This is a genomic window from Alkalimonas sp. NCh-2 (genome assembly GCF_039631345.1).
Taxonomy (GTDB): domain Bacteria; phylum Pseudomonadota; class Gammaproteobacteria; order Enterobacterales; family Alteromonadaceae; genus Alkalimonas; species Alkalimonas mucilaginosa.
This window is the reverse complement of sequence record NZ_JBDIUV010000001.1, coordinates 1-14127: the sequence shown is the minus strand read 5'-3', so window position 1 is coordinate 14127 and position 14127 is coordinate 1. Positions and strand designations below refer to the sequence as shown.

Sequence of the window (14127 nt, the reverse complement as noted above, 5' to 3'; positions counted from 1 at the left end):
CCAGCATTACATCCGGAACACGCCAAAGCGGGTGTCGGCAATAGGGGCGTTTAAGGCAGCAGCCAGGGCCAGGCCAACCGTCATCCGGGTTTGGGCCGGATCGATTACGCCGTCATCCCATAAACGGGCGCTGGCGTAGTAAGGGTGACCCTGCTGTTCGTACTGCGCGACGATGGGCTTTTTCAGTGCCTGCTCAGCCTCAGCCGATAAGGTTTCGCCTTTACGGGCCAGGCCATCTTTGGTGACCTGCGCCATCACGCCGGCGGCCTGCTCGCCGCCCATCACCGAGATACGGGCATTGGGCCACATCCACATCATGGTGGGATCATAGGCCCGGCCACACATGCCGTAATTGCCGGCGCCATAGCTGCCGCCAATCAGCACGGTGAATTTAGGCACTTCGACGCAGGACACTGCCATCACCATTTTGGCACCATGCTTGGCAATGCCTTCAGCTTCGTATTTTTTACCGACCATAAAGCCGGTGATGTTTTGCAAAAACAGCAGCGGAATTTTGCGCTGACCGCACAGCTCAATAAAGTGGGCGCCTTTTTGCGCCGATTCAGAGAATAAGATCCCGTTATTGGCGACAATGCCCACCGGATAGCCGAAGATGCGCGCAAAACCACAGACCAGGGTACTGCCGTAATACTGTTTAAACTCATCGAAATCCGAGCCGTCAACCAGGCGGGCAATGACTTCTTTCACATCAAACGGCTTTTTCAGATCGGTACCGACAATGCCGTAAATTTCTTTGGCATCATAGAGCGGCTCTTCCGGCTCGCGCACATCCAGCTGCTGTGGCTTGCTGCGGTTTAAGCGCGAGACCGCATTACGGGCCAGTTGCAATGCATGCTCATCATTGACCGCATAGTGATCGGCCACACCGGAGATTTTGCAGTGCACATCGGCTCCGCCCAGCTCCTCGGCGCTGACTTCCTCGCCGGTAGCGGCTTTGACCAGCGGCGGGCCGGCCAAAAAGATGGTGCCTTGTTCTTTGACGATGATGCTCTCATCGGCCATCGCCGGCACATAAGCGCCGCCGGCAGTACAGAGCCCCATCACCACGGCAATTTGCGGAATGCCTTTGGCCGACATCCGCGCCTGATTGAAGAAAATACGGCCAAAATGCAGTTTGTCCGGGAAAACTTCGTCCTGACGGGGCAGGTTGGCACCGCCTGAATCCACCAGGTAGATGCAGGGCAGGTTGCAGCGCTCAGCGATTTCCTGTGCCCGCAGGTGCTTTTTCACCGTCAGCGGGTAGTAGGTACCGCCTTTGACGGTAGCATCGTTGGCGACCACCATGCACTCGACGCCACTAACCCGGCCAATACCGGCAACCACACCGGCACAGGGCACGTAGTCTTCGTAACAGTCCCAGCCAGCGAACTGGCCGACTTCCAGAAAGGGCGAGCCCGGATCCAGCAACTTTTGGATCCTATCGCGGACAAACAGCTTGCCACGCGCCGTATGACGGGCGATCAGGGCTTCACCGCCGCCCAGCTTGATTTGCTGAACCTTGCTGTTCACATCCTCGACCAGCTGCTGCATCGCAGCCTGGTTGCGCACGAACTCTTCGCTGCGCGGATTTACTTTACTCAGAATTTTTGTCACTGCTGTCACCTGTTGCTGGAAACTGCCCGCTGGGTAGATCCAGAAAAGGGCCGAAGACCGTTTCTGGATGAAAACTCGTTAATTCGACTCGGTGAAAAGCTCACGGCCAATCAGCATGCGGCGGATCTCCGAAGTGCCGGCGCCGATTTCATAGAGTTTGGCATCACGCAGCAAACGTCCGGTCGGGTACTCGTTGATGTAACCATTACCGCCCAGCAGCTGAATGGCATCCAGTGCCATCTGAGTGGCCAGCTCGGCAGCGTACAGGATCACCGCAGCAGCATCTTTACGGGTGGTTTCACCGCGGTCGCAGGCTTTGGCTACGGTATAGACGTAAGAGCGGGCGGCATTCATCCGGGTGTACATATCGGCCACTTTGCCCTGCACCAGCTGGAACTCACCAATGGACTGACCAAATTGTTTGCGATCGTGGATGTAAGGCACCACCACGTCCATGCAAGCGGTCATAATGCCGAGTGGGCCGGCAGAGAGCACCACGCGCTCGTAATCCAGGCCACTCATCAGCACCTGCACACCACGGCCGACTTCGCCCAGCACGTTTTCTGCCGGCACTTCGCAGTCTTCAAACACCAGCTCACAGGTGTTGGAGCCGCGCATGCCGAGCTTGTCCAGTTTCTGCGCCTGGCTAAAACCTTTAAAGCCACGCTCAACAATAAAGGCAGTGATGCCTTTGGAGCCGGCATTGACATCGGTTTTGGCGTAAATCACGTAGGTGTGCGCATCCGGGCCATTGGTAATCCACATCTTGTTGCCGTTCAGGATGTAGCGATCGCCTTGTTTGTCGGCACGCAGCTTCATGCTGACCACATCGGAGCCGGCATTGGGCTCGCTCATTGCCAAAGCGCCAATGTGCTCACCGCTACACAGCTTTGGCAGGTACTTTTGCTTTTGTGCTTCATTGCCGTTACGGAAAATCTGATTCACGCACAGGTTGGAGTGGGCGCCATAAGACAGGGCCACCGAGGCAGAAGCCCGGCTGATCTCTTCCATCGCCACCACATGCTCCAGGTAGCCAAGTCCAGAGCCGCCGTACTGTTCATCAACGGTAATGCCGAGCAGGCCCAGATCACCAAACTTACGCCATAACTCGTTCGGGAACGCATTGTCGTGATCAATTTGCTCGGCACGTGGGGCAATTTCTTCGCGGGCAAAGGCATTGACCTGCTCACGGATCATGTCGACGGTTTCGCCAAGGTCAAAATTCAGAGTTTTATAAGTCGTGATCATGGTGCTGTTCCACTGTTGATTCAAAGGTTGCTGATTCAAGGGTTTCAGGGGCAGTTTTGCTGCCGCTGTGTTTGGCCTGACTAAGGGTTTCGCGGCAGCGTTTTTCTACCGTAACCAGCTCCATCAGCACCACTTTAATGTCGTCCATTTGCTGGTGCAGTTCGGTTTTCTTTTGCTCGATCAAGGCCAGCATGGTATTGAGCTGGGTGACGCTGCTTTTATCGGCATCGTACAGCTCGAACAGTTTGCCGGTTTCCGCCAGGCTAAAGCCCAGCCGTTTTCCGCGCAGGATCAGTTTCAGGCGCACCCGATCCCGTTTGCTGTAGATCCGGGTCTGGCCATTGCGCATCGGCGTCAGCAGACCTTGATCCTCATAAAAGCGGATACTACGGGTGGTGATATCAAACTCTTTGGCTAACTCACTGATTGAGTAAGTTGTTTCGGTTTTTTGCGTCATGGTGGTCTTCCTGAAATCTGCCGACAACTATAAGTGAAGTTTACGTAAAGGTAAAGCTGGGGCCGGTGTCGTGCACTGGTCTGAGCTGGTGTTTTCCAAACCGCTGTAAAGCAAAGATGCCAAACACAGAGCGCTGACCACTGCATTTTGCTGAACAAAAACGACAAAACTGCACCATAGTGGTATAAGGTTGACGTTGGCGTAAACGTCAATATGGTGTAGTCTCTGGCGCAGACTTTTTAATTGACGAAGCAATGACGGAGAGAATCTGATGGCCGAACAGGATGCAATTGTGATTGTCGCAGCCAAGCGCACTGCGATGGGTGGTTTTATGGGCGGTTTGTCCAGTGTCAGCGCCACTGACCTTGGCGCAGTGGCGATCAAAGCGGCGATGGCCGAGGCAGGAATTGGCGGTGATGCTGTCAGCGAAGTCATTATGGGCAATGTGTTGCCGGCCGGTCTTGGCCAGGCACCGGCTCGTCAGGCCAGCTTAAAAGCCGGCTTGCCGTTGTCTGCTGGCGCGACCACCCTGAATAAAGTATGCGGCTCGGGTTTAAAAACTGTGATGCTGGCGCATGACCTGCTCAAAGCCGGCTCTGCCGATGTCGTGGTTGCTGGTGGCATGGAATCGATGTCCAATGCGCCCTATTTGCTGGCCAAAGCCCGCGCTGGTTTTCGCATGGGCCATGGTGAAATCAAAGATCATATGATGCTGGACGGGCTGGAAAATGCCTACGACGGCAAAGCCATGGGCTGTTTTGCTCAGGACACTGCCAACGAGTATGGCATTGGCCGCGAAGCCATGGACAAGTTTGCTGTCGACTCCCTGACCCGGGCGCAAAATGCCATTGAAAGCGGTGCTTTTGCCGATGAAATCGCCCCTGTCAGCTACAGCACCCGCAAAGGGGAAGTCACCTTTGCCATCGACGAGCAGCCGGGCAACGCCAAAATCGATAAAATTCCAGGTCTGCGGCCTGCTTTTGCCAAAGACGGCACCATCACAGCTGCCAACTCCAGCTCCATTTCGGATGGCGCTGCTGCCCTGGTGCTGATGCGCGCATCCGATGCCAAAGCCAAAGGGCTGACGCCACTGGCCAAGGTGGTGGCGCATGCGACCCATTCGATGGAGCCGGCACTGTTCACCGTAGCACCGGTTGGCGCCATGCAAAAAGTACTGGCCAAAGCCGGCTGGGATCAAGAACAAGTCGATTTGTGGGAAATTAATGAAGCCTTTGCCATGGTCACCATGCTCGCGATTCAGGAGCTTGGTTTGGATCATGCCAAAGTCAATGTCAACGGCGGTGCCTGTGCACTGGGCCACCCCATCGGCGCTTCTGGCGCACGTTTGCTGGTGACTCTGATCCACGCGCTGCGTAAACGCAATCTGAAAACCGGTGTCACTTCGTTGTGCATCGGCGGTGGTGAAGCGGTGGCACTGGCTGTGGAGCTGGTGTAACGGATCATCTGATTTAAATGAGCAGTCCGCCGGGCAAGCATACCAATAATAAGCCTGGCTGGCTGATGTTCGAACTCGTGGGAGAAGCATTGTATGACCAAGCAAGTCCAATTATTTATTGATGGCGCCTTCATTGACTCGACAACCGAGCAATGGATCCCGGTGACCAACCCGGCGACGCAGGAAGTGATTGCACAAGCTCCTTGTGCCACTGCAGCTGAAATGAGCCGGGCGATTGAGTCGGCCAAAGAAGCTTTTAAAAGCTGGAAAGAAGTACCGGTATCCGAGCGGGCACGTTTAATGATGCGTTTTGGCAACCTGTTAAAAGAACATCAGACTGAAATTGCTGAGATCATCTGTCAGGAACTGGGCAAAACCATCGAAGATGCCAAAGGCGATGTCTGGCGTGGTATCGAGGTGGTGGAGCAGGCCGCGAATATCCCATCGCTGATGATGGGTGAAACGGTCGAAAACGTAGCGCGTAGCATCGATACCTACAGTTACATTCAGCCGTTAGGTGTCTGTGCTGGTATTACGCCCTTTAATTTCCCGGCGATGATCCCACTGTGGATGTTCCCGATGGCCATTGCCTGCGGCAATACCTTTGTACTAAAGCCATCGGAGCAGGATCCGATGACCGTGAATCGCATTGCGGAACTCTTTGCCGAAGCCGGTGCACCGAAAGGGGTACTGCAGGTGGTGCATGGTGCCAAAGAGCAAGTCGATACCATCTTGCATCATCCGGATATTAAAGCCATTTCCTTTGTGGGTTCGGTTAATGTCGGCCAGTACATCTACAAAACCGGTACCGATAATCTGAAGCGGGTGCAGGCCTTTGCTGGTGCCAAAAACCATATGGTCATTATGCCAGATGCCAACAAGCAGCAGGTGATCAATGCCCTGGTGGGTGCGTCTGTGGGTGCTGCTGGCCAGCGCTGCATGGCGATTTCGGTTGCTGTCTTTGTTGGCGCAGCCCAGGACTGGATCCCGGAAGTGGCCGCTGCCATTGGCAAAGTACGGCCTGGTGTTTACACCGATCCGAATGCGGCCTATGGCCCGCAAATCAGCCCGCAAGCCAAAGCCCGTATTTTGTCGCTGATTGAACAAGGCAAAAAAGAAGGCGCTACCTGCTTGCTGGATGGCTCTGATTGCAGCGTTGAAGGATTTCCTAATGGCAACTGGGTTGGCCCGACCGTGTTCAGCAATGTCACTACCGAGATGGAAATCTACAAGCAGGAAATCTTTGGCCCGGTGCTCACTACTATGAGCGTCGACTCCCTGGATGAAGCGCTAAAAGTGGTGAACGACAGCCCGTATGGCAATGGCACCTCCATCTTTACTGCCAGCGGAGCTGCTGCGCGTAAGTACCAGCATCAGGTTGAAGTCGGTCAGGTGGGGATCAATATTCCAATTCCGGTGCCACTGCCATTTTTCTCTTTCACTGGCTGGAAGGGGTCGTTCTACGGCGATCAGCATGCTTATGGTAAGCAAGCGGTGCGTTTCTATACCGAGACCAAAACCATTACCGCGCGCTGGTTTGATGACGATATTCAGGTCTCAGGCCCGAATATGTCGATTAATTTACGTTAAATCAGACTCAGCAGTGAGGTCCAAGTAGATGAACTTCAATTTAACCGAAGACCAACAAGCTTTTGTTGATGTGGCTAAGCAGTTTGCCGAGCAAGAGTTGGCACCGAACGCGGCCCAGTGGGACCGTGATCATCATTTTCCAAAAGATGTGATCCAAAAAGCCGGTGAGCTGGGTTTTTGCTCGCTTTATACCCCGGAAGATGAGGGTGGCATGGGGCTGTCGCGGCTGGACTCGTCCATTATTTTCGAGCAGCTGTCGATGGGCTGTACCGCGACCACGGCCATGCTGACCATTCACAATATGGCGACCTGGATGATTGCCAGCTGGGGCAGCGCCGATGCCAAGGCCGAGTGGGTTGAGCATCTGGTCACCGGCCAAAAGCTGGCGTCTTACTGTCTGACCGAGCCAGGCTCAGGCTCGGATGCGGCAGCGCTTCGCACCACGGCGAAAAAAGACGGCGCTGAGTATGTGTTAAACGGCTCGAAAATGTTTATCTCTGGCGCCGGCAGCACGGAAGTGCTGGTGGTGATGGCGCGCACCGGTGAAGCGGGTCCTAAGGGTATTTCTGCTTTTATTGTACCGGCCGATGCCAAGGGCGTGATTTACGGCAAAGCCGAAGAGAAGATGGGCTGGAACGCTCAGCCAACCCGTTTGATTACCTTTGAAGATGTGCGTATTCCAGCGCATTATCTGCTGGGTGAAGAAGGCCAGGGTTTTTCGTTTGCAATGAAAGGGTTGGATGGTGGCCGCATTAATATTGCCACCTGCTCCATTGGTACCGCTCAGCAAGCCTTGAATACAGCGCGTAATTACATGCTGGAGCGTCAGCAGTTTGGTAAGCCGCTGGCAGCTTTTCAGGCGCTGCAATTCAAGCTGGCCGATATGGCGACCGAGCTGGTGGCTGCAAGGCAACTGGTGAGGATGGCTGCCTTTAAACTGGATCAGGGCGATAGCGAGGCTACGGCTTATTGCGCTATGGCCAAGCGCTTCGCCACCGATGTTGGCTTCCAGGTCTGCGATCAGGCCCTGCAGTTGCACGGCGGTTATGGTTACATCAAGGAGTACCCGCTGGAGCGGCACTTCCGTGATGTCCGGGTGCATCAGATTTTGGAAGGCACCAATGAGATTATGCGACTGATCATTAGTCGCCGTCTGCTGGATGAAGCCGCGGGCGATATCCTCTAAGTACGTTTTACACCCAAGGAGTCTGTGATGGCAGCATTAACGCTGGAAAAGCGCGGTCACACCGCGCTGATTACCATGTCAAATCCACCAGCCAACACCTGGACCAAAGCCAGCCTGCAGCAGTTAAAGCAACTGGTGCTGGAGCTTGAGCAGGATAAAAGCATTTATGCGCTGGTGATCACCGGCGAAGGTGACAAATTTTTCTCCGCCGGTGCCGATCTGAAGTTGTTTGCCGATGGTGACAAAGCCGTCGCCTCCGATATGGCGCGGGTGTTTGGCGATGCCTTTGAAACCTTAAGCCGGTTCCGTGGTGTCAGTATTGCCGCTATCAATGGCTATGCCATGGGTGGCGGCCTGGAAGTGGCGCTGGCCTGTGATATCCGTATTGCCGAACAGCAGGCGCAAATGGCCTTGCCGGAAGCCAAAGTCGGGCTTTTGCCTTGTGCCGGTGGTACCCAGAACCTGGCCTGGTTGGTGGGTGAAGGCTGGGCCAAGCGCATGATCCTTTGTGGCGAGCGGCTGAAAGCCGATACTGCTATGCGCATTGGGTTGGTGGAAGAGGTGGTCCCGACCGGTCAGGCGCTGGACGCCGCGCTGGCGCTGGCAGAAAAGGTAGGCGAACAAAGTCCATCGGCAATCACCGCCTGCAAGCATTTGATCCAACAAGGGCGAAGTGGCACCATGCAAGGAGCTTTACCACTGGAGCGGGAATTGTTTGTCGCCTTGTTTGATACCAAGGATCAAGTTGAGGGCGTGCAGGCATTTCTGCAAAAACGTCAACCAAGATGGGTAAATGGATAATGAGCAATGAGCATCCAGTCGTGCAGTATCAGGAGCTGACCACAGAGCATGGCAAACGGATAGGCCTGGCAACGCTGAATTCAGAGAAGTCGTTGAATGCCCTGAGCCTGCCAATGATTGAATCTTTACTGCCACAGATGCAGCAATGGAAAGACGATGCTGGTATCGCCATGGTGGTGCTGCAAGGTAGCGGCGACAAAGCGTTTTGCGCCGGCGGTGATATTCGTGATCTTTACCAGGCGATGAAAGACCACCCGGACAGCTATGCCCCCTACGTCGAAGAGTTTTTCACCAAAGAGTACAGCCTGGATTATCTGATCCACACTTTTGAAAAACCGGTGCTGGTGTGGGGCAATGGCATTGTGATGGGCGGTGGTCTTGGCTTGATGGCGGGCGCTTCGCATCGGGTGGTCACGGCCAGTAGCCGTATTGCGATGCCCGAGCTGGCCATTGGCCTCTATCCAGATGTGGGTGCCAGCTGGTTTTTAAACCGGATGCCAACCGGCTGCGGCTTGTTCCTGGGTTTAACCGGCGCTTCCATCAATGCGGCCGATGCACGCTTGGTGGGCTTGGCCGATCACTTTATTTTGCATGATAAAAAAGCGGCTGTGCTGGATAAACTGCTAACGGTGAAATGGGGCGATACCGTAGCGCTCAATCACCAGAAATTGGCCGATGCGCTCCGTGATTTTGAAGAGCACAGCCGCACGCAGCTACCACTTAGTCAGATCCGACCGCATCAGGCTGAGATTGCCAAATTGGCTGAGCTGGATAACCTGCCTGCCGTGATTGCTGCCATTGATGCGATGCCTGGCGATGACAGCTGGCTGCAAAAAGCCAAAGAGGCACTAAGCTATGGCAGCCCTATCACCGCCCACATTGTATTCCGGCAATTGCAGTTGGGGCAGAGCATGATTTTGGCTGATAGCTTCCGGCTGGAACTTGGCATCAGTGTGCAGTGTGGTCGTATGGGTGAATTTGCCGAAGGGGTTCGTGCGCTGCTGATTGACAAAGATCGTCAGCCGAACTGGCAATACCCGAATGTTGAGTCGGTTCCGAAAGAACTGATCGATACCTTTTTCACATCGCCGTGGACTGCCAGCCAGCATCCGCTGCGGATGTTAGGCTTGTAAGGAGTTTACCATGGCAACGATTGCATTTATTGGTCTTGGCAATATGGGTGGCCCTATGGCCATCAACCTGGTCAAAGCCGGCCATCAGGTCAAAGCTTTTGATTTGTCAGTCGAGGCACTGGCAACTGTGAAAGCAGAAGGGGCCGAAGTTGCAGCCTCTGCGGCCGATGCCGCCACCGGTGCTGACTTTGTGGTTTCCATGTTACCGGCCGGCAAGCATGTACTTGGCTTGTATCTGGGCGAGCAGGGCATCGCCGCACAGATCAAACAAGATGCACTGGTGATTGACTGCTCCACCATTGATGCTGACAGTGCCCGCAAATTGGGGGCCGGATTGGCTGAGCAGGGCATTGCCTTTATTGATGCCCCGGTTTCCGGTGGCGTGGGTGGCGCCAAAGCCGGTACTTTGACCTTTATTGTTGGTGGTAGCGAGGCCGATTACCAAAAAGCGCTACCGGTGCTGCAGGGCATGGGGAAAAATATTTTCCACGCCGGTGCCATTGGTGCCGGTCAGGTGGCGAAAATCTGCAACAACATGCTGCTGAGTATTTTGATGGTGGGTACCTCCGAGTCGCTGCAAATGGGCATCGACAATGGGCTTGATCCAAAGGTGCTGTCGGAGATTATGCTCAAAAGCTCCGGTCGTAACTGGACGCTGGAACTCTACAACCCCTGCCCGGATGTGATGGAGAATGTACCTTCCTCCAACAACTACCAAGGCGGTTTTATGGTGGATTTGATGGCCAAAGATCTTGGGCTGGCGCTGGAAGCAGCGACTCAAAGCCAAAGCAGCACGCCGATGGGCGCTTTGGCACGCAACCTGTACGTTGCTCATCAGCGCGCCGGCCATGGCAAACTTGATTTTTCCAGTATCTTTAAACTGTTTGAGAAAAAAGCATGAATCTGAACAACAAAATCATCGCCATTACCGGCGGTGCCCAGGGGCTTGGGCTTGAAATGGCGCGGATGTGCGCTGCCGAAGGAGCCCGGCTGGCCCTGATTGATATGAATACCGAGCAGTTGGCAGCCGCCAAAGCGGAATTGTCGGCTAGCGCTGAAGTCAGAACCTATCAGGCCAATGTCGCCAACGAAGCAGAAGTTGAAGCGACCTTTGCGGCCATTGACAGTGACTTTGATGGGTTGGATGGTTTGATTAACAATGCCGGCATTTTACGCGATGGCTTGTTGCTGAAATACAAAGACGGTGAGCTGGTTAGCAAGATGCCTCTGCAACAGTTTCAGTCGGTGATCGATGTCAACCTGACCGGCGTCTTCCTCTGTGGCCGTGAAGCGGCTGCTATTATGGTGCAGCGTGGTACTAAAGGCGTGATCATCAATATGTCGAGCGTGGCCCGTGGCGGCAATATGGGACAAACCAACTACGCGGCCTCCAAGGCTGGCGTGGTTGCTATGACGGTTACCTGGGCGCGAGAGCTGGGCCGTTACGGCATTCGGGTTGGCGCCATCGCACCGGGTGTTATTCGTACCGCTATGACCGATGCAATGAAACCCGAAGCACGCGATCGCTTGGAAAAAATGAAACCGGTCGGTCGCCTTGGCGAAGCCAGCGAAATTGCCCATACCGCCAAGTACATTTTTGAAAATGATTTCTTCACCGGTCGGGTGATCGAGATTGATGGCGGCATCAGCATGTAATCCATCACAAAGCGAGCTTCGGCTCGCTTTTTTATGCGAGAAACTCCGATGAAACATTTCCTATCTAGTCTTAGCTTGCTGGTAATAGTGCTGCTTGCTCCTGCAGCATCAGCAAACAGCGACCAAGCGGACATTACCGCTTTATTGCATCAGTTTTTGGCGGGAGCCAGCCGCAACGATGAGGCCATACACCAGCGTTTTTGGGCAGACGATCTGGTGTATACCAGCTCGGCTGGTGCTCGTTTTGGTAAAATGACCTTGATGCAAGGCGTACGCAGCGGAGGACCTGTTGCTGAAGCCGATATTCGCATGCATTATTCGGCAGAGGATATCCAGATCCGGATTTATGGTGAGGTTGCAGTGCTGAACTTTACTTTGCTCGGTAACAGCGATGCGGAGTCGTTGCGTTTTTACAACAGTGGTACCCTGGTACGCAATGACACCGGATGGCAGGTGGTATCCTGGCAGGCAACAAGGGCAGTCGATTAACCACTTATCGATTGTGCGCGTGTTTTGGTTGCCAATTCAGGATGTTTGCTGATGAGTGTGCGGTAGTATTTTTTGTAACGCTGCTGGTTAGTAATGCTTAGCTCGCCTTGTTCAATTAAGGCTATGGCTTGTCTGGCGAGCTTCATGGTTTCTGCTGTCAAACCTGTCCCTTTACTCATGGCCTGCAGCATATTTAGCGCAATCACCGGATTGCTGGGCATAAACTGAAAAGCCTCAAAAAATAATTCACTGGCGCGGCCATAATGTCCATGCTGATATGCTGCTGAGGCTTCCTGGTTGATGGTTTTTATTTTATCTTTTAGCTCCTGATGCCGGTTTTTCTCCATCTTCAACATCAACTGCTGAGTTTCGGTCAGGAAGTCATCTTTCGCCAGGTGGCGGCGCATTTCTTCAATGTAATACTCGCTTTCATACAAATCACCAATTTCGAAATATGCTTTTGCGGCATCCATGCAGCTGTCTATGGTGAGCTTTTTACTTTTCAAACCAGTAATGCCATGGATGAGTTCCTTTGCCTCGGCCAACTGTCCTTTGGCAGCCAGGATTCGGCCTCGAACCAACTGGACCTCCTGTTGCACCAGAGCCTCATTAAATCGCTTGCTCAGTCCTGTGACTAATTGGCTGGCATGTTGCAATTGAACGGCTCGCTCCATGACCGATTTTGTTTGTGCCAGATCGATTAAAGCCCTGGCATGATTGAGGTAATTATCCGCGGTGTCATGAATTGAGTGGCGTGCAGCAGCCACCAATTTGCTATGGATCCGCGCTGCAGCCTCTTTATCTCCGATGATACTGGTTAAATTACTCAAGGTTTGCTGGCGGGTAATGTTTTTAGGCGAAAGTAATGCGGCTTCTGCCAAGGTGTCACAAGCTTGTCGGAAACGGCTTTGCTTAACCAGCAATCGGGACAACCAGTCAAGAGCTTCGACCTTAGTTTCATCAAACTGGGTTAAATCAACCAACTCCAGTTCACTGTCCTCCCAACGTTCCTGCCGGAAGCCTGCAATGGCGTAACCCAGCCTGGCCCAAGGGTAGTTCTTATTTTCTTTGAGCGTCCGGTAGTAGTTTTCAGCCTTTTTATAGGCTTTCGTTTGCAGTAGCAATTCACCTTTTAAACGGTAGGTTGTCTGGTTGAGCTCAGGTTTCGCCTGTAATGCTTTGTCGCATTCGGCAATCGCAAGCGCGTAATCCTGCTCAGCAATGGCCAGATAAATTTTACGCAATGCAATCTTGGTTTTAACCATGCGCACAATACGTTCTTCCAGCACCGGGTAGCTAAATGGCTTTAACAGGTAATCGTCTGGTTGCAGTTCAATCATACCATGGACAATTTTGCGCTGGCTCTCGGCACTGATGATCATAAAACAGCACAACGGACTAATGAGCTCTTGCTGTTTTAATGCCTCAAAGAGTTGATAGCCATCTTTGCAGTCGCCCAGGTTAAAATCGCAGAGAATAAAATCGAATGGGATCTCATAGCACTTCTTTAATGCTTCGGTAGAGTTTCGTGCCAGATGAATGGCTTCAAAGCCCATGGTTTGAAGCATGCTCTTAATTGTAGCTCGAACTGGGGCACAGTCTTCAACTATCAGGACTTGTTTGCAACGGAAAAAGGATGGATCCATCAACAGCTCGACTTACAGTACATTGTCAACTTTTCCATCATAGTGCGCGCTTACATCGGTAAAGTAAAGGATGTCCCAATATGCTTGACAGCGCGGGAAAGGGATCGAAATTTAGACTAAGCTCGTATACAGCTTGGACATAACGTAGGAGGCTGCTATGAACTATCACAGAATTGAGCATTTAAATCGTCAGGATGTCCATATTGATGAACTCGTCATCCATTCTTTTGAGATGGGGCTTTATTTAGCTGAAGTTGATTTTGATAACCGTAAAGCTTTTATCATCGATGATGAAACCGGACGGTCTAAAAAATTTCACAGCATCGACCAGGTTAAAGCTGCTTTTGGTGAAGCGACTACTCGTAATGCCTACCTCAGTCATCAATCCGCTTATGATGAAATGGTAGGTACCCCCGATAAAGTTGATAATACTTTAAAGGTGCCTTTGTTTGGCTCTGCAGAGCCGGGCTAAGTTTTTTTGCTGCCATTTTTGCCAGTTTATCAGTCTGTTTGCCGGATTTTTGTGCAAACGGTTTGTGCTTTGCTTTTTTCGCTTGCCTTGCTGTTGCAAGTCTCTATAATGCCGCCCAGTCGACAGCGCGGAGGCGGTTTGAAACCCTTCTTTGATGTACGACAAATTTTAAGTGAAGTGAACTGGAAAACTTGTTGATTTGGTGCTTGACTTAAAACCCTGACGCAGTAGAATACGCGTCCTGCTTCAGAATGAAGCGCTGCTCTTTAACAATAAGCAATCAATTATCTGTGTGGGTACTTGTGTTGATACGTGCAAACGAATAATCAGTATGAGTGACCAATGTTAATTTATTAGTCAGTACTACTGAGTCAAAACT

12 protein-coding genes and 1 pseudogene are annotated in these 14127 nt (G+C 52.7%); 9 read left to right on the top strand and 4 right to left on the bottom strand.

Annotated features, from left to right (window positions below):
• Positions 1-6: 6 nt before the first annotated feature.
• The 3 genes and pseudogenes from ABC502_RS00065 to ABC502_RS00055 all read right to left on the bottom strand — a co-directional run.
• Positions 7-1614 carry a carboxyl transferase domain-containing protein gene (locus tag ABC502_RS00065; protein ID WP_345914495.1) on the bottom strand — a complete coding sequence of 536 codons (1608 nt, stop codon included), beginning with the start codon at positions 1612-1614 and terminating at the stop codon, positions 7-9.
• 78 nt (positions 1615-1692) lie between these two features.
• Positions 1693-2862 (bottom strand): isovaleryl-CoA dehydrogenase, encoded by a 1170-nt coding sequence (locus ABC502_RS00060; protein WP_305944414.1) that lies wholly within the window; start codon positions 2860-2862, stop codon positions 1693-1695.
• Between the two features lie 70 nt (positions 2863-2932).
• Positions 2933-3319, bottom strand: a pseudogene (locus ABC502_RS00055) (MerR family DNA-binding transcriptional regulator); the annotation flags it as partial.
• A 271-nt stretch (positions 3320-3590) separates the two neighbouring features.
• Between ABC502_RS00055 and ABC502_RS00050 the strand changes: the two are divergent.
• From ABC502_RS00050 to ABC502_RS00015, 8 genes are all read left to right on the top strand, one after another.
• Positions 3591-4775 (top strand): acetyl-CoA C-acyltransferase, encoded by a 1185-nt coding sequence (locus ABC502_RS00050; RefSeq protein ID WP_345914494.1) that lies wholly within the window; start codon positions 3591-3593, stop codon positions 4773-4775.
• 93 nt (positions 4776-4868) lie between these two features.
• A complete protein-coding gene (locus tag ABC502_RS00045; RefSeq protein ID WP_345914493.1) occupies positions 4869-6365 on the top strand; it encodes a CoA-acylating methylmalonate-semialdehyde dehydrogenase in 1497 nt (498 codons plus the stop codon).
• A gap of 28 nt (positions 6366-6393) precedes the next feature.
• A complete protein-coding gene (locus tag ABC502_RS00040) occupies positions 6394-7551 on the top strand; it encodes an acyl-CoA dehydrogenase family protein (protein WP_345914492.1) in 1158 nt (385 codons plus the stop codon).
• Positions 7552-7578: 27 nt separating this feature from the next.
• A complete protein-coding gene (locus tag ABC502_RS00035) occupies positions 7579-8352 on the top strand; it encodes an enoyl-CoA hydratase (RefSeq protein WP_330130320.1) in 774 nt (257 codons plus the stop codon).
• Complete coding sequence (locus ABC502_RS00030) at positions 8352-9485, top strand: enoyl-CoA hydratase/isomerase family protein (protein ID WP_330088440.1); 1134 nt, start codon at positions 8352-8354, stop codon at positions 9483-9485. The genes ABC502_RS00035 and ABC502_RS00030 overlap by 1 nt, the downstream gene beginning before the upstream one ends.
• Before the next feature lie 10 nt (positions 9486-9495).
• Entirely contained in the window at positions 9496-10386 is an 891-nt protein-coding gene (mmsB, locus tag ABC502_RS00025; protein ID WP_330088441.1) for a 3-hydroxyisobutyrate dehydrogenase, read from the top strand.
• Complete coding sequence (locus tag ABC502_RS00020; protein WP_330130323.1) at positions 10383-11141, top strand: SDR family oxidoreductase; 759 nt, start codon at positions 10383-10385, stop codon at positions 11139-11141. Before mmsB ends, ABC502_RS00020 begins: the two co-directional genes overlap by 4 nt.
• Positions 11142-11189: 48 nt before the next feature.
• Positions 11190-11630: a nuclear transport factor 2 family protein gene (locus tag ABC502_RS00015; protein ID WP_345914491.1), complete on the top strand. Its 441-nt coding sequence runs from the start codon at positions 11190-11192 to the stop codon at positions 11628-11630.
• Here ABC502_RS00015 and ABC502_RS00010 read toward each other — a convergent pair.
• Positions 11627-13276, bottom strand: coding sequence for a response regulator (locus ABC502_RS00010; protein WP_345914490.1), 1650 nt, complete (start codon positions 13274-13276; stop codon positions 11627-11629). The genes ABC502_RS00015 and ABC502_RS00010 overlap by 4 nt on opposite strands.
• Positions 13277-13433: 157 nt before the next feature.
• On the opposite strand from ABC502_RS00010, the gene ABC502_RS00005 reads away from it, so the two are divergent.
• Positions 13434-13748 (top strand): DUF6482 family protein, encoded by a 315-nt coding sequence (locus tag ABC502_RS00005; RefSeq protein WP_345914489.1) that lies wholly within the window; start codon positions 13434-13436, stop codon positions 13746-13748.
• The last annotated feature ends 379 nt before the right edge of the window (positions 13749-14127 follow it).

Coding starts and splice junctions, on each gene's coding strand:
- ABC502_RS00060 (WP_305944414.1), bottom strand. CDS start 2,862: ATGATCACGACTTATAAAACTCTGAATTTTGACCTTGGCGAAACCGTC.
- ABC502_RS00050 (WP_345914494.1), top strand. CDS start 3,591: ATGGCCGAACAGGATGCAATTGTGATTGTCGCAGCCAAGCGCACTGCG.
- ABC502_RS00045 (WP_345914493.1), top strand. CDS start 4,869: ATGACCAAGCAAGTCCAATTATTTATTGATGGCGCCTTCATTGACTCG.
- ABC502_RS00040 (WP_345914492.1), top strand. CDS start 6,394: ATGAACTTCAATTTAACCGAAGACCAACAAGCTTTTGTTGATGTGGCT.
- ABC502_RS00035 (WP_330130320.1), top strand. CDS start 7,579: ATGGCAGCATTAACGCTGGAAAAGCGCGGTCACACCGCGCTGATTACC.
- ABC502_RS00030 (WP_330088440.1), top strand. CDS start 8,352: ATGAGCAATGAGCATCCAGTCGTGCAGTATCAGGAGCTGACCACAGAG.
- mmsB (WP_330088441.1), top strand. CDS start 9,496: ATGGCAACGATTGCATTTATTGGTCTTGGCAATATGGGTGGCCCTATG.
- ABC502_RS00020 (WP_330130323.1), top strand. CDS start 10,383: ATGAATCTGAACAACAAAATCATCGCCATTACCGGCGGTGCCCAGGGG.
- ABC502_RS00015 (WP_345914491.1), top strand. CDS start 11,190: ATGAAACATTTCCTATCTAGTCTTAGCTTGCTGGTAATAGTGCTGCTT.
- ABC502_RS00010 (WP_345914490.1), bottom strand. CDS start 13,276: ATGGATCCATCCTTTTTCCGTTGCAAACAAGTCCTGATAGTTGAAGAC.
- ABC502_RS00005 (WP_345914489.1), top strand. CDS start 13,434: ATGAACTATCACAGAATTGAGCATTTAAATCGTCAGGATGTCCATATT.